The 21,902-nt window shown below is 63.7% G+C and carries 19 protein-coding genes; 8 read left to right on the plus strand and 11 right to left on the minus strand.

Annotated elements, in window-relative coordinates; all coding sequences use genetic code 11:
- Nucleotides 1-112: 112 nt before the first annotated feature.
- Nucleotides 113-898: an alpha/beta hydrolase gene (locus ACM42_RS00425; protein ID WP_028179439.1), complete on the minus strand. Its 786-nt coding sequence runs from the start codon at nucleotides 896-898 to the stop codon at nucleotides 113-115.
- 732 nt (nucleotides 899-1,630) lie between these two features.
- On the opposite strand from ACM42_RS00425, the gene ACM42_RS00430 reads away from it, so the two are divergent.
- From ACM42_RS00430 to ACM42_RS00450, 5 genes are read left to right on the plus strand one after another with little or no spacing between them, the layout of a single operon-like run.
- A complete protein-coding gene (locus ACM42_RS00430) occupies nucleotides 1,631-2,158 on the plus strand; it encodes a hypothetical protein (RefSeq protein ID WP_271526163.1) in 528 nt (175 codons plus the stop codon).
- Nucleotides 2,159-2,178: 20 nt separating this feature from the next.
- Entirely contained in the window at nucleotides 2,179-3,351 is a 1,173-nt protein-coding gene (locus ACM42_RS00435; protein ID WP_271526164.1) for an efflux RND transporter periplasmic adaptor subunit, read from the plus strand.
- Complete coding sequence (locus ACM42_RS00440; protein WP_271526165.1) at nucleotides 3,348-6,491, plus strand: efflux RND transporter permease subunit; 3,144 nt, start codon at nucleotides 3,348-3,350, stop codon at nucleotides 6,489-6,491. Before ACM42_RS00435 ends, ACM42_RS00440 begins: the two co-directional genes overlap by 4 nt.
- Nucleotides 6,478-6,936 (plus strand): thioesterase family protein, encoded by a 459-nt coding sequence (locus ACM42_RS00445; protein WP_271526166.1) that lies wholly within the window; start codon nucleotides 6,478-6,480, stop codon nucleotides 6,934-6,936. The genes ACM42_RS00440 and ACM42_RS00445 overlap by 14 nt, the downstream gene beginning before the upstream one ends.
- A gap of 57 nt (nucleotides 6,937-6,993) precedes the next feature.
- Nucleotides 6,994-8,475, plus strand: a complete 1,482-nt coding sequence (locus ACM42_RS00450; protein ID WP_271526167.1) for a sensor histidine kinase — start codon at nucleotides 6,994-6,996, stop codon at nucleotides 8,473-8,475.
- A gap of 22 nt (nucleotides 8,476-8,497) precedes the next feature.
- Here the strand turns inward: ACM42_RS00450 and ACM42_RS00455 are convergent, their stop codons facing one another.
- Entirely contained in the window at nucleotides 8,498-10,786 is a 2,289-nt protein-coding gene (locus tag ACM42_RS00455) for an FdhF/YdeP family oxidoreductase (RefSeq protein ID WP_271526168.1), read from the minus strand.
- Between the two features lie 249 nt (nucleotides 10,787-11,035).
- On the opposite strand from ACM42_RS00455, the gene ACM42_RS00460 reads away from it, so the two are divergent.
- A complete protein-coding gene (locus ACM42_RS00460) occupies nucleotides 11,036-12,283 on the plus strand; it encodes an oxalate decarboxylase family bicupin (RefSeq protein ID WP_271526169.1) in 1,248 nt (415 codons plus the stop codon).
- Nucleotides 12,284-12,380: 97 nt separating this feature from the next.
- On the opposite strand, the gene cydB is transcribed toward ACM42_RS00460, so the two are convergent.
- The 9 genes from cydB to ACM42_RS00505 all read right to left on the minus strand — a co-directional run bounded on the left by cydB (nucleotide 12,381) and on the right by ACM42_RS00505 (nucleotide 20,165).
- Entirely contained in the window at nucleotides 12,381-13,367 is a 987-nt protein-coding gene (gene cydB, locus ACM42_RS00465) for a cytochrome d ubiquinol oxidase subunit II (protein WP_271526170.1), read from the minus strand.
- Nucleotides 13,368-13,369: 2 nt separating this feature from the next.
- Nucleotides 13,370-14,770, minus strand: coding sequence for a cytochrome ubiquinol oxidase subunit I (locus tag ACM42_RS00470; protein WP_271526171.1), 1,401 nt, complete (start codon nucleotides 14,768-14,770; stop codon nucleotides 13,370-13,372).
- 28 nt (nucleotides 14,771-14,798) lie between these two features.
- Entirely contained in the window at nucleotides 14,799-15,734 is a 936-nt protein-coding gene (locus tag ACM42_RS00475; protein ID WP_271526172.1) for a YoaK family protein, read from the minus strand.
- A complete protein-coding gene (fdhD, locus tag ACM42_RS00480) occupies nucleotides 15,658-16,494 on the minus strand; it encodes a formate dehydrogenase accessory sulfurtransferase FdhD (protein ID WP_271526173.1) in 837 nt (278 codons plus the stop codon). Before fdhD ends, ACM42_RS00475 begins: the two co-directional genes overlap by 77 nt.
- A gap of 3 nt (nucleotides 16,495-16,497) precedes the next feature.
- Nucleotides 16,498-17,097, minus strand: a complete 600-nt coding sequence (locus ACM42_RS00485) for an HdeD family acid-resistance protein (RefSeq protein ID WP_271526174.1) — start codon at nucleotides 17,095-17,097, stop codon at nucleotides 16,498-16,500.
- Between the two features lie 183 nt (nucleotides 17,098-17,280).
- A complete protein-coding gene (locus ACM42_RS00490) occupies nucleotides 17,281-17,856 on the minus strand; it encodes a histidine kinase dimerization/phosphoacceptor domain -containing protein (RefSeq protein WP_271526175.1) in 576 nt (191 codons plus the stop codon).
- Between the two features lie 86 nt (nucleotides 17,857-17,942).
- Nucleotides 17,943-18,443, minus strand: coding sequence for a Dps family protein (locus ACM42_RS00495; protein WP_271526176.1), 501 nt, complete (start codon nucleotides 18,441-18,443; stop codon nucleotides 17,943-17,945).
- A gap of 109 nt (nucleotides 18,444-18,552) precedes the next feature.
- Nucleotides 18,553-19,116: a cytochrome b gene (locus ACM42_RS00500; protein WP_271526177.1), complete on the minus strand. Its 564-nt coding sequence runs from the start codon at nucleotides 19,114-19,116 to the stop codon at nucleotides 18,553-18,555.
- Entirely contained in the window at nucleotides 19,113-20,165 is a 1,053-nt protein-coding gene (locus ACM42_RS00505; protein WP_271526178.1) for a catalase family peroxidase, read from the minus strand. The genes ACM42_RS00500 and ACM42_RS00505 overlap by 4 nt, the downstream gene beginning before the upstream one ends.
- Nucleotides 20,166-21,003: 838 nt before the next feature.
- Between ACM42_RS00505 and ACM42_RS00510 the strand changes: the two genes are divergently transcribed.
- Both ACM42_RS00510 and ACM42_RS00515 read left to right on the plus strand, forming a co-directional pair.
- A complete protein-coding gene (locus ACM42_RS00510) occupies nucleotides 21,004-21,246 on the plus strand; it encodes a hypothetical protein (protein ID WP_271526179.1) in 243 nt (80 codons plus the stop codon).
- Between the two features lie 232 nt (nucleotides 21,247-21,478).
- Complete coding sequence (locus tag ACM42_RS00515) at nucleotides 21,479-21,712, plus strand: hypothetical protein (RefSeq protein ID WP_239622747.1); 234 nt, start codon at nucleotides 21,479-21,481, stop codon at nucleotides 21,710-21,712.
- Nucleotides 21,713-21,902 lie beyond the last annotated feature (190 nt).

Here is a 21,902-nt window from a genome sequence, read left to right on the forward strand (position 1 = left end):
CGATCACGCTCATGGAATTCTCCGAGGGTGGGCAGTCAGGCCGGCGGGAGTGCTGCCTCTCCCGCCGGCCCTCCGTTCACCGGCCGTGCGTCAGGACCGGCAAAATGCGGCGTCAGCGGGTGACCGGTTGATCGATGCTGCGCGCTGCGCGCGTGATGACAGCCGCCACTTCCTTGGGATGCGACTCGTAGACCGAGTGGCTCGCGCCCGGGATCACCGTGGTGTGGCTCTTGGCACGCTCGTAGTACCAGCGCTCCAGATCGGGATTGATGATCTGGTCGTCGCCGGCAACGATGCCCCAGCTCGGCTTGGTCTTCCACGCAGCCGCCGTCAGTGGGGTGCTGAACACCTGTGCCGCGGCCAGGACCTGGGAGCGTGCTACGAACTCGGCGCGCTCACGCGGCAGATCGGGCGCGAACAGTTTCGGGAATTGCACGGGATCGAGATAGGTGAACTTGTCCGGCGTGACCTTGATGACGCCCTCGGTCTTTCCAAGCACACTCGGCGTCTTCTTGCCGAGCGCCGATTCATCCTCGCCGACGTCGGGGGCGTGCGCGGCGACGTAGACGAGGCCGGCGACTTTGGGATGGACGCCGGCCTCGGTGATGATCGAGCCGCCATAGCTGTGGCCGACGAGGAGTGTCGGGCCATCCTGGAGATCGAGAATCCGCTTCGCCGCCGTGACGTCGTCGGCGAACGACGTTTCCGGCTCCTGCACCATGGTCACGCGGAAGCCTTCCTTGCTCAGGATTTCGTAGACCGGCTTCCAGCCGGACGCATCCACCCAGGCGCCGTGGACCAGGACGATGTTCTTAACGGGTTCCGCACGCGCCGGGGCGACGCTCGCGAACAGGGAAAGGGCTGCAGCAAAGGCGAGACCTGCGTTGAGGTGTTTCATGTCGGGATCACTCCGGGTTGGAACGATGCGACAATACGTTGGCCGCTTGCCCGCGTATTTCGGCAAACACCGGCCCTTGCCACTTCGCACGCCGGGAATTATCGGCCCCAGCTCTGATCCAGCTCACATTCCGATTTCCCTGATGGCACGATCTCGTGCGCGTGCAAGCCAGCCGACGTTCACAAGCGAAAGACGGCGCGTATCGGTCCTGTCATTCGAGGCAGACGTTCGCTAGCGACACGAAGGATCGACAATGACATCGAATTCACTCATCCGGATTGCAGCTGCCACTATAATCCTCCTGCAGGCGGCATCCCCGGCTCGTGCTGCGTCCTGCGAAGATTCGATCGGGCGTGTCCAGGCACAGCTGGACGCCGCGATTGAGAAGAATGCCGGCGCACATGGCTGGAGCCCGGAGAGCCTCGATGCACTGCGCGGTCATCAGCCCACGCCACGATCGCTGGCGCAAGCGGAAGGCGCGAGCGGAGTTTACCTTCGACTCGCGCTCGATGCCCTCGACCGCGCACGCGCCGCGGACAGCTCCAGCGACATCGCCACGTGCCGCCGGGAGCTGTCCGAAGCAAAGCGACTGCTTCGGAAGGGGCCCCAATGATCCCCGGGGGTGGATAGCTTTCGATCGTGCGGCCAGACAGCGGGACGTGCATTCAGGGAATACCGGCACGCCGGCCGCTCCCTATCGTTCCGCACACATGAAAGAATCCGGAGCAGCCCATGCGAGAACAGCTCTCATTGAACAGGTTCGGATGCCGCCGATTTGCATCGATGCATCTGGGCGTGGCACTCGCAACCAGCCTGATTTGGCTGATCCCGGCCGCGGCGACTGCGCAGATGACGCTGCCGACGACCCTGCCCCCTGTCGGCATGTCTGCAACCTCGCCGCTCAATCTGAGCGCCACGCGGCCTGAAGGCATTCCGCTGGGCTCGACCGAAATCGCCACCCCTGGCGTATCCCCGATCAATCCTCCGCAAGCAATGACGAACTGCCCCCTTTCAGGGAATACCGGATCGTCGGGGGCCTTGTTTGACGGCGGCGGACTCTCCGGAAGCCCGTCACTCGGCTGCTCCGACGGCACGACAACCCAATCGGCCTTGCCTCCCTCGACATCGACGGTCGGACGCGTCGGGATTCCGCTCGGATCCACCGAACTCGGCGGCGCCGGAATCAGTCCGTCCCTGCCGGTGCCCGGCCCTGCCGCCATGGGCAACACGAATTCAATCAACGGTTCCGGCAATCCCTGAGATCAAGAAGGACCATCACCGTGAAACGGAACCTCACCCTTGCACTGGTTGCTCTCGCCGCGATCCTGATCGGCGCAGGCCTCTGGTTCTACGGCACCGACCACAGGCCGGCGGTGGCGGCCGCGCCAGTGCCCGCTGCCGTGCCGGTCGTCGCAGCCACCGTCACCGGCAAGGACGTTCCGATCTACCTGCGCGGCATCGGCACCGTGATCGCCTACAACACCGACGTCGTGCGCAGCCAGATTCAGGGGCAGATCGTCAAGATCGCCTTCACCGAGGGACAGACCGTCAAGGCCGGCGACCTGCTCGCCCAGATCGATCCGCGTCCCTACGAGGCGCAGATCGAGCAACTGACGGCCAACCGCGACAGGGACCAGGCGCAACTCGTGAACGCCGAGGCCAATCTCACACGCTACAATCAGCTCGGCGACAAGGGCTACGCGACTCCACAACTCATCGAGACGCAGACGGCGCAGGTGGCGCAGCTCAAGGCCGCCGTAAAGGCCGACCAGGCGTTGATCGATCAGGCCAACGTCCAGCTCAGCTACACGCGCCTGACCTCGGCCATTCCCGGCATCACGGGCGTCCGCCAGATCGATGTCGGCAACGTGATCCATCCGACCGATCCCAATGGCCTCGTCGTCGTCACCCAGATCGAACCGATCTCGCTGCTGTTCACCCTGCCGCAGACCGACCTGCCCGTAATCCAGGAGCACGCTTCAAAGGGATCGCTGAAGGTCATTGCCTACAGCCAGGACAACAAGATGAAGCTCGACGAAGGCACGCTGCTGCTGGTCAACAACGAGATCGCAGGGACGACCGGCACGGTCCAGCTCAAGGCCGTGTTCCCGAATCGTGAGCACCGGCTGTGGCCGGGCCAGCTTGTGAACGCGCGCCTGCTGCTCGAAACTCGGAAAGACGCGCTTACTGTCGCGGGCTCGGCCGTGCAGCAGGGACCGAACGGCAGCTATGTCTATGTCGTGACCGACGGCCAGACGGCGGCCTTGCGCCCTGTTCACGTCGCACAGATCAGTGATGGTCAGGCACTGATCGACCAGGGGCTGAAGTCGGGTGACGTGGTCGTGGTCGACGGCCAGTATCGGCTGACGGAAGGCAGCCGCGTCCGGGAACTGCATGGCAAAGCTGCGCGGGAAGCCGACCTGCAGAGCGCCGTGCAGGACGCGATCCCATGAACCTCTCGGCGCCCTTCATCCTGCGGCCGATTGCAACCGCCCTGCTGATGGCCGGCTTGCTGCTGTGCGGCCTTGCCGCTTATCCATTGCTGCCGGTCGGTGCGCTGCCGAACGTCAATTACCCGACGATCCAGATCTCGGCGCAATTGCCCGGCGCCGATCCGGGCACCATCGCCTCGTCGCTCGCCACACCGCTCGAGCAGCAGCTCAGCCAGATCCCCGGCGTCACCCAGCTCACCTCGTCCAGTGCGCTCGGCGTGGCCCAGCTCACGGTGCAATTCGAGCTGTCGCGGACGGTAGACAGCGCGGCCGTGGACGTGCTGGCCGCGATCAATGCCGCCAGCCCCTTCCTGCCGCCGAACATCCCCTACCCGCCGACGATCAGGAAGGTAAATCCAGCGGAGACGCCGATCATGCTGATCGCGCTGACGTCGGACTCGCTGCCGCTGACCACGGTCGATGCCTATGCGGAAAATATCCTGTTGCCGAAGATTTCGCAGGTGCCTGGTGTCGGGCTCGTCGGCATCGGCGGCCAGCAGAAGCCGGCGATCCGTGTTCGCGTCAACCCGCAGGCGCTTGCTGCCCGCGGCATCGGTCTCGAAGACGTCCGCAACGTGATCGCCGGCGCCAATGTCGATCTGCCCAAGGGCACGCTCAACAGCCCGCGCGTCACCTACACGCTGAACACCAACGACCAGCTGCTGAAGCCCTCCGCCTATGAAGACCTCATCATCGCGTATCGCAACGGCTCGCCGGTGCGGATCCGCGATATCGGCACTGCGATCGAAGCGCCGGAAAACGACCTCCTGGCCGGCTGGTACGGGAAAGAGCGCGCCATCATTCTGGCGGTCCAGCGTGTGCCCGGCGCCAACGTGATCGAGACCGTCGACCGGATCAAGAAGCTGCTGCCGCAGCTGCAGGCTTCCGTTCCACCGGCGATCAAGGTGACGATCGCCGCCGATCGCACTGCCACCATTCGCGCCGCGGTTTCCGACGTTCAATTCACGCTGCTGCTGACGGTCGCCCTGGTGGTGATGGTCATATTCCTGTTCCTGCGGAATTTCTGGGCCACCGTCATTCCGGCGATCACTGTTCCCCTGGCGCTGATCGGGACGTTCGCGGTGCTCTATGTGCTCGGCTACAGCCTCGACAACCTCTCGCTGATGGCACTGTCGATCGCGGTCGGCTTCGTGGTCGACGATGCCGTCGTGGTCATCGAGAATATCGTGCGCCATCTCGAACAGGGCATGACGCCGCTGGAGGCCGCACTCAAGGGCTCCGCCGAGATCGGCTTCACGATCGTCTCCATCACGCTTTCGCTGATCGCAGTGTTCATCCCGCTGTTCCTGATGGGCGGCTACGTCGGCAAGCTGTTCCAGGAATTCGCCGTCACCATCACCGCCGCGCTGCTGCTGTCGCTGGTCATCTCGCTCACCCTGACGCCCATGATGTGCGCGCGCCTTCTGAAGGACGATTCGCGAAGGAAGCACGGCCGGGTCTATCTCCTGTTCGAGCGCGGCTTCGATGCCCTGCTTGCGCTCTACGCGCGGGGCTTGCGCGTGGTGCTGCGGCATCGCTTCGCGACGCTGCTCGTCATGCTCTCGACTGTCGCGTTGACCGGTTACCTCTACGTGATCATTCCGAAGGGATTCTTCCCGCAGCAGGACACCGGACAGATCGTCGGCATCACCGAGGCTGCCCAGGACATCTCGTTCCCCGCGATGTCCGAACGCCAGCAGGCGATCGTGGACATCCTCTCAAAGGATCCCGCAATCCAGTCGGTGGCGAGCTATATCGGGCCAGGCGGACCGACCGCGACGCTCAACCAGGGGCGCATCTTCATCGTGCTGAAGCCGAAGCCGGAGCGCAAGGCGAGCGCCGACCAGGTGATCAACCGGCTGCGCCCGCGATTGGCCCACATCCAGGGCATCACGCTCTACATGCAGGCAGCGCAGGACATCACGATCGGCGCACGCTTGTCGAAGACACAATATCAGTACACCCTGACGGACGCCGATTCCAATGAGCTGACCCACTGGTCGGCGATCTTCCTGGAGAAGCTCCGCGCGCTCGACGTCATCAGCGACGTCGCAAGCGACCAGGCCAATGCCGGCCCACGGCTGGAGGTCACCGTCAACCGCGAGGTCGCCTCGAGCTTCGGCATCCTGCCGACGACGATCGACAATGCGCTTGACGACGCCTTCGGCCAGCGCATCGTCTCCACCATGTTCACCTCGCTGAACCAGTACCACGTCGTGATGGAAGTCGATCCGCGCTTCCAGTACGGGCCCGAGGCGCTCAAGGACATCTACCTGAACTCGGCCTCCGGCCAGCAGGTCCCGCTCAGCACGCTGGTCCATGCCGTCATCAAGCCTGCGCCCATCCTGATCAACCACCAGAGCCTGTTTCCCTCGGTGACGATCTCGTTCAACCTGCGGCCAGGCGTCGCGCTGGGCGATGCGGTGACGGCGATTCAGAAGATCGAGAAGGACACCGGAAAGCCCGCTTCGCTGTCGACCTCTTTCCAGGGCAACGCCCAGGCGTTTCAGTCCTCCCTGTCCGGCACGCCGCTGTTGATCGGGGCCGCGTTGATCGTGATCTACATCATTCTCGGCGTTCTCTATGAGAGCCTGATCCATCCGATCACGATCCTGTCGACGTTACCTTCGGCGGGTATCGGCGCGCTGCTGCTGCTGCTGGCTGTCCACATGGACCTCAGCGTCATCGCCATCATCGGCATCATCCTGCTGATCGGCATCGTCAAAAAGAACGGCATCATGCTGGTCGACTTCGCCCTCGAGGTGGAGCGCCGGCATGGGCTCAGCCCTGAAGAGGCGATCTACCAGGCCTGCACGCTGCGCTTCCGCCCGATCCTGATGACGACGATGGCTGCGCTGCTCGGCGGCGTGCCGCTGATGATCGGCTCCGGCACCGGTGCGGAGCTGCGCCAGCCGCTCGGCTACACGATCGTCGGCGGCCTGATGCTGTCGCAGATCCTGACGCTCTACACCACGCCCGTCGTCTATCTCTATCTCGATCGGCTCGGCAACTGGCTCACCGGGCGCAAGCCGCAGGCCGCCGAGACATCCACCCCATCCAAGACCGAGGCAGAGACGGAATTGAGTCATGAATCCGCTTGAGAAGGTGACGACCGGCATGACCGCCGAAAAACTGGTGACCGTCACGAGCGAGATGACCGTCGGCCATGTGGTGCCGGGCATGCCTGAAGTCTACGGCACGCCGATGATGATCCTGCACATGGAAATGGCTGCCGGATCGGCGGTTCAGCCGTTCCTTCCCGCAGGTCATGTCAGCGTCGGGATGATGGTCAATATCCGCCATCTGGCCGCGACGCCGGTCGGCCGCACGGTGCGCGCGACGGCCCGGGTCGTCGCGATCGACGCCAGAAGTGTCCTGTTCGAGGTCGAGGCTTGGGACGGCAGCCGCAAGATCGGCGACGGCACCCACCGCCGTGGCGTCGTCAATGTCGCCGAGTTCGAGCAGCGATTCGGCGTCACGAGGCCAACCGCCGAGATGGCCCAGGATCGCATCCAGCAAGCCCGGTCGCAGTTTCGTGCGTTTTGACAAGACGCCTGCGAAAACGCAAAAGACCTCTCGTCGGCGGCGCGCTAGACCTTCCGCATGATGCTCGAACGCCTGGATGGCTCAACCCCGGTACAGCCCCAGCGATGGTGGCGGCGTTTGCTGCCGATCCAGACAATACAGGATCGGATTCTGCTGTGGGCCTGGGGTAGCCTTGTTCTGACCCTGCTGTCCTTCGCCTGTTCACTGCTTGGAGACAATTTCACGGCGATCGCTTTCGCTGCTTTCCTAGCAGCTTCGCTGACGCTCGTCGGCGCGATCATGGATATCACGGCCCTGAAGAAGACCAATGCCGAGTTGGAGCGGAGCGAGCAGCGCTACCGCCAGCTGTTCAGCCGCATGCCGATCGCATTCCGGCAGCTCGACGCCAGCAGGCTCGTCGCGCTGTTCCGAAAACTGCGTGCCGAGGGCGTCAAGGATCTCGGCGCCTATTTCGACAGCCATCCCGAATTCCTCCGCACCTGCATGGATGCGCTCACGTTTCAGGAGGCCAACGAACGAGCTATCCAGATGTTCGGGGGAGGCGTCGAAGGCTTCGTCGGACGTTCCATGGCGGACACTTGGAGGGAACGGCCCGATACGTTCCGCCGGGCGATGGAGTCCCGCTATCGCGGCGAGACCAACTTCGAGGAAGAGACCAAGATGGTCACGTGGGACGGTCGCATCGTCGACGTTCTCTTCACGACCGCGCGCGTCGGCCCTATCAATGATCTCGAAATAAGCCTGGTCGGCACGATCGACATCTCACAGCGTCTTCGCGCCCAGCAGAAGCTCCAGCAGGTACGGGCCGAGTTCGCGCACGCCGCGCGGGTCTCGATGCTCGGCGAACTCACCGCATCCATCGCCCACGAGGTCAATCAGCCCCTCGCAGCCATCGCCACCAATGGCGCCGCCGGACTGCGATGGCTGAATAGGCCCACTCCCGATATCGTCGAGATCCGCAAGACCATCGAAAACATCGTCGTAGATGCGCAGCGGGCGGCGAACATCGTGGCGCGCGTTCACGGAATGGCTTCGCGGAGGGCCCCGGAACAGGCATCCCTGTCGTTTGACGAAGTCATTCGCGAAGCGCTTCTCTTCCTCCGGCATGAGCTCGAATCGCGCGCGGTGACGATCGTGCACCGGCCCGACCCGAGCGCGCCCCAGGTGCTCGGTGATCGCACCCAGCTCCAGCAGGTGATCGTCAATCTGGCCATCAACGCGGTGCAGGCGATGACCCAGGCCGGATATGACGATCGCCGGATCGTTATCAGCACGGTCATGCCCGACGCGTTGACACTGTGCTGCTCTGTTGAGGACAACGGGCCCGGCATCGCTGCCGAACACGTCGGTCGGCTCTTTGACAGCTTCTTTACGACCAAGGAGACCGGGATGGGCATGGGACTGCCCATCTGCCGGTCGATCGTCGAAGCGCATGGGGGCCGGATCGGCGCGGAAGGCAATGGCGCGCACGGCGGAGCCCGCTTCTGGTTCACGCTGCCGGTCTCCGTCCGGGCGGATGCGCCGCGCTGCGATGCGTGACCGCAACGTGCCGGCGCTGGCTCTATTCCCCGGTCGCAGCCGAGCGCACAAGGCGGATCGGAACGCCCTTGTATGACGGCGTGAAGCTGAGGGGATCCCGGGCATAGAGCGGGACCAGCGGATTGGTCTCCGGATAGTATGCGGCACAGCAGCCGGTCGGAAACGAATAGGCCACGACGCGGAAGTTGCGCACGATCCGCTCGGCGCCATCGGTCGATGCGGTTATCAGGTCGACGCGGTCGCCGTCGACCAGTCCCCGCTTCTTCAGCTCATACTCGTTGAGGAAGACCACGTCGCGCTGGCCGAACACACCGCGGTAGCGGTCGGACATCGAGTAGAGCGTGGTGTTGTACTGGTCGTGGCTGCGTATGGTGGTGAGCCAGAGGGAATCGGCATCGCTCTGCGGGTCTTCGCCACACCCCGGGAACACCAGGAAGTTCGCCTTGCCCGACGGCGTCGCCCAGATCCGCTCGCGCGCCGTCGACGTGAGGTGGAAGCCGCCGGGGACACGAATACGGGCATTGTAGCCCTGGAAGATCGGGAATACCGCCTCGATCGCATCGCGGATCCTGTCGTAGTCGGCAACGAAACCGTCCCAGTCGACCGCCGTGCGCTCGCCCAGCGTCGCCTTGGCGACGCCGGCAACGATCGCGACCTCGCTGCGCAGATGCTCCGACGCGGGCTTGTTGCGGCCGCCGGACGCATGCACCATCGACATCGAGTCCTCCACCGTGATCGACTGTGGCCCCGACGCCTGGACATCGATCTCGGTGCGTCCGAGGCATGGCAGGATCAGAGCCGCGCGGCCATGGATCAAGTGGCTACGGTTGAGCTTGGTCGAGACGTGGACGGTGAGATCGAGCCTGCCAAGTGCCGCCTGCGTCGCCTGCCAGTCCGGAATGGCCGCGGCGAAATTGCCGCCCATCGCGAAGAAGGCCTTCACCTCGCCGCGGATCATCGCCTCCAGCGCGGTCACGACGTTGTGTCCCGGCGCGGCCGGCGGCTTGAAGCCGAAGCGTTGCTCCAGGCGCTCGAGGAAGTCTGCCTTGGGAACCTCGGTGATCCCCACGGTGCGATCGCCCTGCACGTTGGAATGGCCTCGAACCGGGCAGACGCCGGCGCCTTCACGCCCGACATTGCCGCGCAGCAGCGCGAGATTGGCGATCTGCTGCACATTGTGCGCACCGCGCCAGTGCTGGGTGATGCCCATGCCGTAGACGATGATGGCGCGCTCCGCCTTCATGTACGCGCCGGCCGCATATTCCATGTCCTCGCGCGTCAGGCCGGACTGACGTTCGATGTCGGGCCATTGCGTGCGCTTGAGATCGTCGATCAGGGCTTCAACGCCGACGGTGTGACCGCGAATGAAATCCCAGTCCAGGATTTCCGGCTGCTCGGCGGCGCGGGCGGCCTCGTCCGCCTCGACCACGATCTTCATGATCCCTTTGAGAACAGCGACGTCGCCGCCGACCCGCACCTGGAAGAGCTTCGAGCTGATCGTCGTCGAGCTCAGCGTGATCATCTCGACCGGGCTCTGCGGCGCCTGGAATCGCTCCAGCGCACGTTCGCGGAACGGATTGAACGAGACGATCGACGCGCCCCGACGCGCGGCATTGCGCAGGCTGGTCATCATCCGCGGGCTGTTGGTGCCCGGATTCTGGCCGAAGATGAAGATGCAATCGGCCTTGTCGAAGTCCTCCAGCAGCACGGTGCCTTTGCCGACCCCGAGCGAGTGCGGCAGGCCGACGCTGGTCGCTTCATGGCACATGTTCGAGCAGTCGGGGAAATTGTTGGTACCGTATTCGCGCACGAAGAGCTGATAGAGGAAAGCTGCTTCGTTCGAGGTCCGCCCGGAAGTGTAGAACTCCGCCATGTTCGGATCCGGCAATGCCCTGAGCTCCCGTCCGATCATGTCAAACGCATCGCTCCATTCCACCGGGAGGTAGCGGTCGGATGCGGCATCATAGGCCATCGGATGCGTGAGCCGTCCGACCATTTCGAGATCATAATCGCTCCAGCTAGCGAGTTCGGTAACGGTATGCTCCGCGAAGAATTCCGGCGTGCAGCGCTTTGACGTTGCCTCCCAGGCGATCGCCTTGCCGCCGTTCTCGCAGAATTCGAACGACGAAGTGTGCTTCGGATCGGGCCATGCGCAGCCGGGACAATCAAACCCCTGCGGCTGATTCATCCGGCTCAGCGTCGCCGCGCCCTTCAGCGGCACCCGCTGCACCAGAAGCGCCTCGCTGAGCGCCTTGAGTGCACCCCAGCCGCCGGCAGGTTCACGGTAGGGACGAACCGATTTCGTGGTCATTTCGATGTCTCTCGATCTCGCGCTTCTGCGGGTCAGTTAAGGATCACGCGGGCGGAGCCGTCTTTTCAAAACGAAGCCGAATTTCTCAATTGCACACGTTCGAACCCGGCCGGCTTGCCGCAACAGCCCGTGCATTCCGGCAAGAAGAGCGCCCTTCGCGGAAGCTGAAACGGCAAGCGGAAACTAGGCTGGGCGATTGAAGCCCCGTCGTGACAGAGGGCTTTGGACAATCTTCAGGAGCGACCCAACATGTTTTCACGACGTGATCTGCTGGCTATGTCCGCGGCAGGCGCCGCCATGGTCGGCACAAGTGCGCAGGCCGCAAGCTTCGGCAATCCGGACGAGCCACCGCAAGGTGCCGTAAACGCCAAGAGTCCGGGAAGCCTGACCGATCCCGGTCCGCAAAATCCCGCGCTGGCCAAGCAATTCCCATCGGCACAGACCCCGCCCGCGACCGACGTCGGCGGCCTGCCGATGGATTGGGCCTCGTTCAACAACGCGCCGAGACGCATCCAGAATGGCGGCTGGGCCCGTCAGGTCACCGTCGAGGACTTCGCCATCTCCAAGGAGATCTCCGGCGTCAACATGCGGCTGTCCGCCGGCGGCATCCGCGAGCTGCATTGGCATCAGGCCGCCGAATGGGCGATCATGACCTACGGCACCTGCCGCATCACGGTGCTCGACACCCAGGGACGCCCCTACGTCGCCGACGTCAAAGCCGGCGACCTCTGGTATTTCCCATCGGGTGCGCCTCATTCGCTGCAGGGATTGGGTCCCGACGGCTGCGAGTTCGTGATCTGCTTCGATGATGGCCATGCCAATGAATTCAACACGCTGCTGGTGACGGATTGGCTCGCCCATACCCCGCCCGAGGTCCTGGCGAAGAATTTCGGCGTCCCAGCCGAGGCCTTCGCGAAGATCCCGCTGCACAATCTCTGGATCTTCCAGGGGACCGTGCCCGGCGATCTCGCCGCCGATCGCGCCGCAGTCGCCAGGCACGCCGAAGCGCCACCCTACCCCTTCGTCCACTCGCTCGGCAGCTCGACCCCGGTCAAGGAGAGCTCCGCCGGAAGCATCCGCGTCGCCGACAGCAACAACTTCAAGGTGTCCACGACCATCGCTGCGGCGCTGGTGACGATGCCGCCGGGCGCGGTCCGGGAAATGCACTGGCACCCGAACGCCGACGAGTGGCAGTACTACATCAAGGGCAAGGCGCGGATGACGGTGTTCGACACCGGTCCGAACGCGCTGACGACGGATTTCGCGGCCGGCGACATCGGCTATGTCCGGCGTAATCTCGGCCATTATGTCGAGAATGTCGGCGACACCGAGCTGCAGTTCATCGGCGTGTTCCGTGCGCCGCGCTACGAGGAGGTCTCGCTCTCCAACTGGCTGACGCACACGCCGCCCAAGCTCGTCGCCCAGCATTTCAACATCGACGAGAAGCTGATCGCGCAATGGCCGGACAACAGTCCTGGCGTCATGCCCAAATCCTGAAGCCGCTCAACGAGAGCGGTTTAGCGAAAAAGGCGCCGGAAACGGCGCCTTTCTTCTTGTCCGCCGTAATTCGCGGCAAGTTCGAGCCGTGCAGCCGTCAGTAGTGGTCGACGGCCGGGGCAGACTTGCCGCGGAAGACACGATAGCCGACCGCGAGATAGAGCAGCATCAGCGGAAAGACGAACAGGCCGGCGCCCCAGAACATGAATGCGAGACTTGCATGAGGCGCCGCGGCCTCGTCGATCGTCACGACGAACGGGATCATGTAGGGCCAGAACGACAGGGCGAGCGTGCCGAACGCCGCCGCGAAGATCAGCGCGACCATGTGAAATGGCCAGTAATCGTCGTGGCGCAGGACACTCGTGGCGAGCACGGCAGCGGCACAGGCGCCGACGAGCGGAAACAGGAACAGATAGGGCCGGTCGGTCCAGCGCTGCAGGATCGGCAGATGTTCGGCAAGCGCATAGGCGAAGACGACGATCAGGAAGATCAGGACGCCGATCGCCAGCGGCGGGATCTGGCGCCGCGCGGCGTCCCGAACGAGACCATCGCACTTCCTCACCAGCCAGCAGGCGCCGAGCAGCGAATATCCGAAGCAGAGTCCGATCCCGCACAGGGTAGAAAAGACGGTGAGCCAGCCGAACGTCCCGCCGGCGTAGTCGCCGTTGGAGAATTGAAGTCCTTCCACGAGCGCGCCCACCATCGCGCCCTGCATGAAGCTGGCGGCAAACGAGCCCGCGACGAAGCTGACGTCCCAAACCCAGCGCGAACGAAGCGCCTTGCCGCGAAACTCGAACGCCACGCCGCGCAGGATCAATCCGAGCAGCATCACGACGACAGGGATATAGAAGGCTGACATCACCGTGGCGTATGCCAGCGGAAACGCGCCCCACATGATCACGCCGGTGACGACCAGCCAGGTCTCGTTGCCATCCCAGACCGGAGCAACCGTGTGCAGCATCGTCTCCCGCTTCGCCTCGCTGTGTGCGAGGCCGCACAGCATCCCGACCCCGAGGTCGAAGCCGTCCAGAAGGAGATAGATCAGGATGCTGGTGGCAAGAAGCGCAACCCAGAACGTCACCATGGCTATTCTCCCGCCTCGACGATTGTCGGCATTTTGTCGGCGAGCGACATCGGCCGGTTGGGCACGGGAACGTGCAGCGGCTTGCCGCCGAGTCCCGCCGGTCCGGCGCGCAAGAGCCGATAGATGTAATAGGTTCCGAACGAGAAGATGAAGGCGTAGACCGCGACGAAGAGGATCAGCGAAGCCGTGGCGGCCGACGCGGTCAGGAACGGCGTCGCGGCATCTGCCGTGCGTAGCACCCCATAGACCGTCCATGGCTGGCGGCCGACTTCCGCGGTGTACCAGCCCGTGAGGATGGCGATCCAGGGCAATGGAAAGCTGAGGAAGATCCCCCACAGCAGCAAGCGGCTCCGCTCGAGCCGATGCTTGAGCCCGAGCCAGGTCCCGAGCCAGGCAAGCCCCAGCATCACGAAGCCGCAGCCGACCATGATGCGGAAGGCAAAGAACGGGATTGCCACCGGCGGGCGGTCCTGCGGCGCGAAGCTGCTCAGGCCGACCTCCTTCGAGTTCAGGCTCATGCTTGCGATGATGCTGCCGAGCACCGGGATCGAGATGGCATATCTGTTCGATTCGGTGCTCGAGTCCGGGATCGCGATCAGCACCTCCGAAGCCGGTTGCTCGTCATGCCAGCGCGCTTCGATCGCGGCGAACTTGGCCGGCTGGTAATCGTGAACGTAGTCGCCGACGAGATGCCCGATGAACAGCTGGACTGGAAGCAACACGGCCGCGAGCGCAAGGCCCATGCGCAACATGACATGTGCCTCGGGCCGATAGGTCCGCCGCAGCACGTACCACGCGCCGGTCGCCGCCACGCAGAACGCGCCCGTCAGATAAGAGGCGAGCAGCATGTGCGGAAACCTGACCCAGACCACCCGGTTGAAGATGATCTGCGCCCAATCGTCAGGCACGAACTGGCCGTTTTGCAGGACATAGCCGGTCGGCACCTGCATCCAGCTGTTGTTGACCATGATCCAGAACGCCGACAGCGTGGTTCCGAGCGCGACCATCGCGGTCGAGAACAGATAGAACCAGGGCGGCACCCGAGGCCGTCCGAAGATGAGGATACCGAAGAAACCCGCCTCCAGCATGAAGGCGGTGAAGGTCTCGTAGGCCAGCAGCGGGCCCTGGATCGGCCCCGACATCTTGGACAGCACGCTCCAGTTCGTTCCGAACTGGAACGCCATCACGACGCCGGATACGACGCCCATGCCGAAGGCGACGCCGAAGATCTTGAGCCAGAACTCGAACAGCGTCCGGTACACTGGCCTGCCACTGTACTGGTGCATCGCTTCGAGCACGGTCAGCCAGGCGGCGAGCCCGATCGTGAAGGCCGGGAAAATGATGTGGAACGAGATGGTGAAAGCAAACTGCAGCCGGGACAGGAGAAGCGCCGTTGGATCCATGGGTAAGCCCCCTCTTTTCTCACGCTCGCTACGCGAGCTTGTCCGCGGAAACGGACACTTCACCGAGGCTGACTGTCTCTTTGCGGAGGTCGTTCATCCCTGGCTCTCGCGGCGGTTGATCTCGGAAAGTGTCATCAAGGCACGTGCTGGAAATGATACGTTGCGCCCGGCAGGCCTGCTTTCGCGAACGAACGCCCCTTTGCCGAATGGCATGGCTCCGCAAGCACAGCAGCAGAGCGCACGCCGACAATGCGATCGGCACCGCAATACTGGCCGCCCCGAGCCGCGTCGTCGCATAGCCCCCGAAGGCCGCACCGCAGAGGAATATCAGGCAGAGCACGAGCATGGCCACGCCACCACGCAAGGCGTCACGATCGGAGGTCGACACGAACTGATCGATAGCGCGCAACATGTTGCCGGTCACGGTGACGGAGAGATAGCTCCAGCGACCGACGCGACTGAAGCTGGCCGACTCCAGCGCGATGCCAAAGGAGATTCCGAGAATGGCGATCGGATCAGGGATCCGATGCAGCAACAGCATCGCTGCCGCAAGGCAGACGATATGCGCAACGAGACAACGCAGCGGCGCCCGCACGCGGATCGCCACCCAGGCACCGAGAAGAAAGCCGACGATCGGCAGCAGATGGTGCGCCGCTTGCTGCCACCGCCCGGACATGGCATCGATGCCAAGGAAAACGACATTGCCGGTCTGCGAGCTCGCGAACACACCACCGAGCGAGAGCCAGGTGAAGGCATCGAGAAAGCCGCCCGAAAACGTCAGCAGAGCCGCAACGAGGAGCGATCGTTCCGGAGCATAAGCGACGGCGCGCAGCTCGGCCGCGGCGTCCGGAGATGCGGCTTGCATTGCCATGCTGATGGGCCCAGTGTCAGCCCTCCGCGCGCGGAGCAGCCTCGTCAGGCAGCAGAACGCGTCGCGGGTGTGTGAACACGCCGTATCCGTCATCGCGGGCAATCGCCACCAGCGTGATGCCCGCTTCCTTCGCAGTCTGGATGGCGAGCGCGGTCGGAGCGGATACGGCCACGACGACCGGAACGCCCATCATCGCCGCCTTCTGCACCATCTCGACCGAGACGCGGCTCGTCAGGAGCACGGCGCCCTCGCCGGCCGAACCGCCCTCGCGGAGGATCGCACCCGTGAGCTTGTCGAGAGCATTGTGCCGGCCGACGTCCTCCCTGACCGGACCGATGCCGGTGCGAGGCGTCCAGAAGGCCGCCGCATGAACGGATCGCGTCTGCCGATTCAAGGTCTGGAGCGGAGACAGGGCCTGCATCGCGTTCAGCAGATCCCCTGCGCGGAAGACAATGCTACGATCCCGCACCCGCGAGGGCGCGCGGCGCGCCTGTTCAAGGCTTTCGATGCCGCATAGCCCACAGCCGACCGGACCGCTGATGGCTCGGCGTCGGGCGGCCAGAGAGGCCGCGCGGTCACCATCGAGCCACATCCGCACCTCGACGCCGAGATCGTTTGGGATCAGATCGATGCTCCTGATCTCGCTCCTTCGTCTGACGATGGCTTCGGTGAGGCTGAACCCGATACCGAAATCCTCGAGATCAGCGGGCGTTCCCATCATCACGGCATGGGTCGAGCCGTTATAGGTGAGCGCGATGGCCGTCTCCTCGGCGATCAGCCGCGAGGTCGACCGCGTCTGGCCGCCGCGCCAGGCAATCTCCGAGTGCCGCGTGAAAGTCGATCCCGTCATCATGGCTCACACCGTCGCCGGCTGGGCCGAGTGGCGGGACGCCCTGCTTCTGAGCGCCAGCCCGAATGCAATGAAACCCCAGCCCTGGAAGATCAGGTCGACCACCAGCATCGCACCGAGCAGCCACAGGCCGATCGCGGGCCAAGCCGCCACCAGCATGACGCCGACGCAGAATGTCAAAATACCGGCGGCGACGATCCAGCGCCAACCCGCGGCCGGTCGCATATGAAAGCCTGCCCAGATCCGCATCCCACCGGCGACGACGAGGAAGGCACACACCGCGAGAGACAGCGTGAACGAGGCGAGCACCGGATCATAGAGGATGATGATCCCGGCCGCGCCGTAAACAACGCCCGCGAGCAGCCAGAACAGGAATCCCCGCATGGCGCGCACCGAGAAGGCATGCACAATCTGGAAGATGCCCGCGACAGCCATGGTGGCGCCAATGACCAGCACGGAGGCGAGACTGGCGGCCACCAGGTTTGCGGTCGCAATGCCACCGAGGACCAATTCGCCTGCGCCCAGCGCAACGAACCAGCCCCATTTTCCGCTGATCGCGTGGATGGCCCTTCCAAGCGACGCCTTCGAGTGCGACATATCTGCCATGGCTTGACCCTTGCACGTATGACCGCTCTCCCGGTCATGAATGGGAGCAAGGGTACAAGCGGGCCCGCGCTCCATCTTTCGCAAAAACGACGATATTGTTGATCTGCACGATGCGGAGCGTTGGCGCGGTGAGCTTGCGGGGCACGAACGGGAAGCTTCCCGTCGTCGCGCGTCGAGACCGCGCTAGGCCCGACGCGGGATCTCGACGACGGTCCTGGTCCCATCGGGTCCGAAGCGGATATCCATCGTTCCATTCAGACGCGCAACGAGCATATCGACGGTGGAACGGTCGAGCCCGGGCCGGCCTTCGGCGGTTGTCCCATTGTCGATGATACAGCACGTGACCGAATTTGCCGTTCCCCAGACTTCGAGCCGGATGGCGCCGGCCCCATCGAGGGAGAGGTGACGCGCCGAGGCGGTGATCAGTTCGAAGACGATCATGCCCAGCAGCCAGCAACGCTCGGAGCTTACCTTGAGCGGCTGGAGCAGGAGCGAAAGCGCGATGCCCTCATACTCGAGCCGCGAGCGGCTGATCGACCTGCACAGTTGCTGGAGATAGGAGGCCAGATCGATGGTCGTGGCGAACTGGGGCATCTGCAATGCGTGGTGGAGGCACACATGGCTTTCTAGTCGATCCTGCACGGAAGCGAGTATCGCTCTCGCCTCCGTGCCTTCGCAACGACCGGCAGCCTCCGAGAGCAACTCGATCACGGACTCGAGCTCGCCCTCGATCTGATGGGCCAGCTCGCGCAGCAACATGCGCTCCGCGTTGGTGCCGCTATCCGACGATAGCTCCGAGAGACTGCTCATCCTTCACCCGCCTCCCGGCCGAACAGCTTGCCTTCCTACGAATTCGCACCGCTCCGCCCGGTCTCGTACAGGAACCAGATCCGCCGTTCCGTCTCGTCGATCCAGTTCTCCAGCAGGCTTGCGGTGGCGACATCGCCATATTCGTCGCAGAGCTCGTGGACCCGGCGCATTTCCCGTGTCAGCTGTTGATTGTCGCTGCGCAGCTCGGCCAGCATATCCTGCGGATCAACATAATCCGCGTCGTTGTCGAGAAGGCGCTGCTCGCGGGCGATGTGACCGATCGATCGCAGCGTGGTGCCGCCGATCTTGCGCGCGCGCTCGGCGATATCGTCGGTCATGGCGAAGATCTGCTCGGCCTGCTCATCGAGCATGAGATGGTAGTCGCGAAAATGACTGCCAGATACGTGCCAATGGAAGTTCTTCGTCTTCATGTACAGCGCGAAAACGTCGGCCAGCAGCGCTCTCAACGCGGCGGGAACGTCACGGTTCGCATTGGCTCCCAGATCCGTTGGGCTTTGCAGGTCTGCTTTGGTCATGGTTGGCTCCTTGTTGGAAAGTGGACAATTTCTAGCCAGAGGTCGGGCAGCCGGTCTTTCCGTGCCGAAGCATCGTTCCCGGATTGCACGCCCACCGGCGCGCGATCGCTTATTCGGTAGGCTTCATCTGCTGACGCTGCGGCAGAGGCGACATCGTCCCGAACACGCCATCGCGACGGATCAAGGCGTGGAACAGCGCGGCTGCCAGATGCAGCAGCACGAGGGCGAAGAACGTGAGCCCCAGATAGACATGCGCATTCCAAAACAGCGTGTGCGCGTAGTCGCTCTGCGGCAGCAACGCCGGAATCTGAATCCCGCCGTACAGGACAACCGGATAGGCCGCGGCCCAGAGCATGCCGAGACCAAGCAAGGGCATGACGATCATGAAGCCATAGAGCAAAAGATGCGACAATCGCGCTCCCAGTTTCATCGCCGGCGGAAGGTCGGCCGGCAATGGCGGCGCGCCGAAATGAAGCCGCAACGCCAGCCTGACCAGGACGAGCACGAGGAGTGCAACGCCGAGCGTCTTGTGGATCAGGATGAGCGGCAGGTATTTCTGGGCCACGGTGGACACCATGCCTACACCGACGAAGAGCATGGCGATGATGCAGATAGCCATCAGCCAGTGCAGCAGCCGCTGGATCGGGGCGAAGCGTTGCGGGACACTGGTCATGGCTTGGCAACCTCGGTTCTCGGATAGTCGCCGGCTTCGGCTGCGCGAAGATCGTAGGATTTGCGGTAGACGGACGAGCGCGCCGCCGGGAACGGATCGTCCGACACCCGGACGCCCTGCGGCAGCACAGTCGGATCGAAGTTGATGTCGCGGCAGGGCCCATCCCGCTCAGGTTCAATTCGCTGCACGACCAGCGTTCCGACCTGGGCCTTGCGCCGGTTGTCCGGCCAGGCTTTGCTCGGATCAGCGGTCGGATCGCCCGGCTCGGCCACAGTGGTGACCATGGTCCACCGTTGCGGCGCGGACTTCACCCTGTTCGTGATCTCCTGCTCGAGAAAATCCGGGCCGCGTTTCTCAAGCTCCGCCTGGGCGATGGAAGCAGGCTCTGCCGTGGGCACCAGCGACCACCGCACGGTGTGCTCATCGCCCTTCGCGTTCGTGAAGACGAAGCTGTTGAGACTGTTATACGAGTCCTCCGCGTAGCTTCCGGTCCAGGGCGCCGCCTTGGCCCAGGCTGCGAAAGCGGCGAACTCCGGATTTGCGCTGATGAACGTCTTCATCGCCTCCGGATCCTTCTTGCCGGCCGCAACCAGCAGGTCGTGAAACGCGTCAGGCGTGGACACCGCAAAGAATGGCGGGTTGATCATCGCCATTCGCCACTCCTCTCCGTCCGCCGCCGATATCTGGAGCCCCATGCCGCGCACGCGCACGGTCGCGTCCACCGCGTTCGGATCGGCCGTACCGAGATTGAAACGGCCCAGAACCGGATAGCGGCCCTGCACGAACACCTTGGCGCGGGACAGCTCGACACCATTTCCGTTCGCTTCGAACATGCCGGTGAAGCAGATTCCCTTGGCATGATTCCGCCGGTGCCCCAGCGGCGGGCCGCTCGGAGGCGTCAACGCTGCAATCATGCGATCCGGCGTAAGACGCCCCGGCGTGAGCCACCCCGCGGTGTACGCAAAGGCGGCGGCGCTGCCGCCGACCACGGCGGCAATCAGAACGAGCCATCCAAGGCTCGAACGCTCTACTCTACCTGGCTGATTCATCAAGTCCTCTCGCAACGCGGCGGCCGCCCGGCGCTCGAAAGCGCGCAGCTCTCCGCTTGATGACATGAGCGGAACTTAGCGGACCGCCGCTATGCCGATCTTCCCAAACGCACCGTCAATTTCGTGAAGGCACGCACTTTCTGAATGCCGTGAGGCCCTGCCCCGCCCAATCACGAGGGCTGCGCGGTCGCGTGCAATCCCGCTACAAGCGCGCGGAATGGCAAGATCGCCTCAATTCGTCATGGCATCCTGATCCGGCAATGAGGCGTCGAAACCATCCGCGCACTTCTCCGTGACGGAGTGCTGAGCGGCGAGCGCATTGCGGAACGTTCCGGAGCACGGGGGATGCGGTGCTTGCCAAGGCCGCAATGTATCCGATCGGTGGATCGGATGACGCCCCCGGGGCATCCACTGCTGCTTGAACAGAGCCCACCACTCTCTGACGATGGAAGCGCCGTACCGAGTGAATTCTTCGGATACGGCCCCGAGAGCACAATCCAGGCAACGACGCAGAAACGAGATTGACCTCATGGCTCGCAGTCCCAGCTGCTGCGTCTAGAACCGGGCACCGCGCGCGATCTGACCATCGCACGATGGCGCGATCAATTCTGACATCGCTGACGGAATTCTGTTCGACGACGTATGAGGTATTCGTCGAAAGCCTGGGCTCCATGTCTTGCACTCGGCCATCTTCTCGCAACAGTGATGCACAATCACGGGCCTTGCGGACGAGGCTGCCTATATATCTCGACATAGAATACAATTCTGGAAACGCCGTCAGCCGAGCAGCGATCCCCACAAAGCGACTCTCCGCACGAGAAAGCAATGGAGACTCGCTATGAATGCATTCAAGATCCTGATCGCCTCGGTGCTGATCTCAACTGCGACAGTATCGTCGGCCTCCGCCGCCTGGTCCTTCGCCGACCAGGAGCCCGCAACCTTTGCCTCGATGTATCCCGACCGCGACGTGCTGAATGGTGGTGCGTTGACCCCGGCAGGACGAATGGGGCTTGAGCGCCCCGGTGGCGCGGCTCCCGTGTTTGGCGCGGTTCAGGTTCGCAACCACCACTGGCGCCGATGACAAGCCGAACGAGCAAACAAGTACAACTACCAGATTCAGGTGACCATCGTTCACGCCTCAAACGGAGTACGACCGCGCGATGCGGCGTACCCGCGGCGTGGATGTGCATGCATCCCTTCGTGCAACGACGAAAATGATCGTTCAATTGATACTGCCGATCCGGTGCACGCATGCACATGTCTGATGCGCGAGCCGAGGCGTTCCCGGCGTCGCTTTGTCAAGGAGATGTACGATGACTACACTGAAGCTGTTCTCGGCCGGGTTGATCGCTGCGGCCATGGTTGCTTCCCCGGCGATGGCGCGTGAAGGCAATACGAACGCGCGGCGGACGAATGTCGATGCCTACGCGTCGGCTCAACGTGTTCCGGTTACCTCCAAGCGCGGTTGCACGCGGGCTCCGGACGTCGGCGCCTATGCATCTGCCCCGTGGCGTCGCCCGCCCTGCGAGCCCAAGTCCGGCTATTGAGCGCACCGGCCGGACAACGCTGCCTCGGCAGAACGCAATTGCGCGTGCTGAACTGAAGCGGGTCGTTGCGCGTCTCGGGGCCTTTTGGCTTACGCGGAAAAGAGGAATGGCAGCTCCTCATGCTGTCATTCCTCCAATTCGATCGACAACTCTCGAGTCGTCCGCTCTGTCACCGCCGCTGCACGGGCGA

This window comes from Bradyrhizobium sp. CCBAU 25338, assembly GCF_028128965.1.
Classification (GTDB): Bacteria; Pseudomonadota; Alphaproteobacteria; order Rhizobiales; family Xanthobacteraceae; genus Bradyrhizobium; species Bradyrhizobium liaoningense.

Coding starts and splice junctions, on each gene's coding strand:
- ACM42_RS00490 (WP_271526175.1), bottom strand. CDS start 17,856: ATGTTGCTGCGCGAGCTGGCCCATCAGATCGAGGGCGAGCTCGAGTCC.
- ACM42_RS00505 (WP_271526178.1), bottom strand. CDS start 20,165: ATGAATCAGCCAGGTAGAGTAGAGCGTTCGAGCCTTGGATGGCTCGTT.
- ACM42_RS00475 (WP_271526172.1), bottom strand. CDS start 15,734: ATGACGGATACGGCGTGTTCACACACCCGCGACGCGTTCTGCTGCCTG.
- ACM42_RS00515 (WP_239622747.1), top strand. CDS start 21,479: ATGACTACACTGAAGCTGTTCTCGGCCGGGTTGATCGCTGCGGCCATG.
- ACM42_RS00430 (WP_271526163.1), top strand. CDS start 1,631: ATGCGAGAACAGCTCTCATTGAACAGGTTCGGATGCCGCCGATTTGCA.
- ACM42_RS00440 (WP_271526165.1), top strand. CDS start 3,348: ATGAACCTCTCGGCGCCCTTCATCCTGCGGCCGATTGCAACCGCCCTG.
- ACM42_RS00485 (WP_271526174.1), bottom strand. CDS start 17,097: ATGGCAGATATGTCGCACTCGAAGGCGTCGCTTGGAAGGGCCATCCAC.
- ACM42_RS00455 (WP_271526168.1), bottom strand. CDS start 10,786: ATGACCACGAAATCGGTTCGTCCCTACCGTGAACCTGCCGGCGGCTGG.
- fdhD (WP_271526173.1), bottom strand. CDS start 16,494: ATGATGACGGGATCGACTTTCACGCGGCACTCGGAGATTGCCTGGCGC.
- ACM42_RS00470 (WP_271526171.1), bottom strand. CDS start 14,770: ATGGATCCAACGGCGCTTCTCCTGTCCCGGCTGCAGTTTGCTTTCACC.
- ACM42_RS00495 (WP_271526176.1), bottom strand. CDS start 18,443: ATGACCAAAGCAGACCTGCAAAGCCCAACGGATCTGGGAGCCAATGCG.
- ACM42_RS00460 (WP_271526169.1), top strand. CDS start 11,036: ATGTTTTCACGACGTGATCTGCTGGCTATGTCCGCGGCAGGCGCCGCC.
- ACM42_RS00510 (WP_271526179.1), top strand. CDS start 21,004: ATGAATGCATTCAAGATCCTGATCGCCTCGGTGCTGATCTCAACTGCG.
- ACM42_RS00500 (WP_271526177.1), bottom strand. CDS start 19,116: ATGACCAGTGTCCCGCAACGCTTCGCCCCGATCCAGCGGCTGCTGCAC.
- ACM42_RS00445 (WP_271526166.1), top strand. CDS start 6,478: ATGAATCCGCTTGAGAAGGTGACGACCGGCATGACCGCCGAAAAACTG.
- ACM42_RS00450 (WP_271526167.1), top strand. CDS start 6,994: ATGATGCTCGAACGCCTGGATGGCTCAACCCCGGTACAGCCCCAGCGA.
- ACM42_RS00425 (WP_028179439.1), bottom strand. CDS start 898: ATGAAACACCTCAACGCAGGTCTCGCCTTTGCTGCAGCCCTTTCCCTG.
- cydB (WP_271526170.1), bottom strand. CDS start 13,367: ATGGTGACGTTCTGGGTTGCGCTTCTTGCCACCAGCATCCTGATCTAT.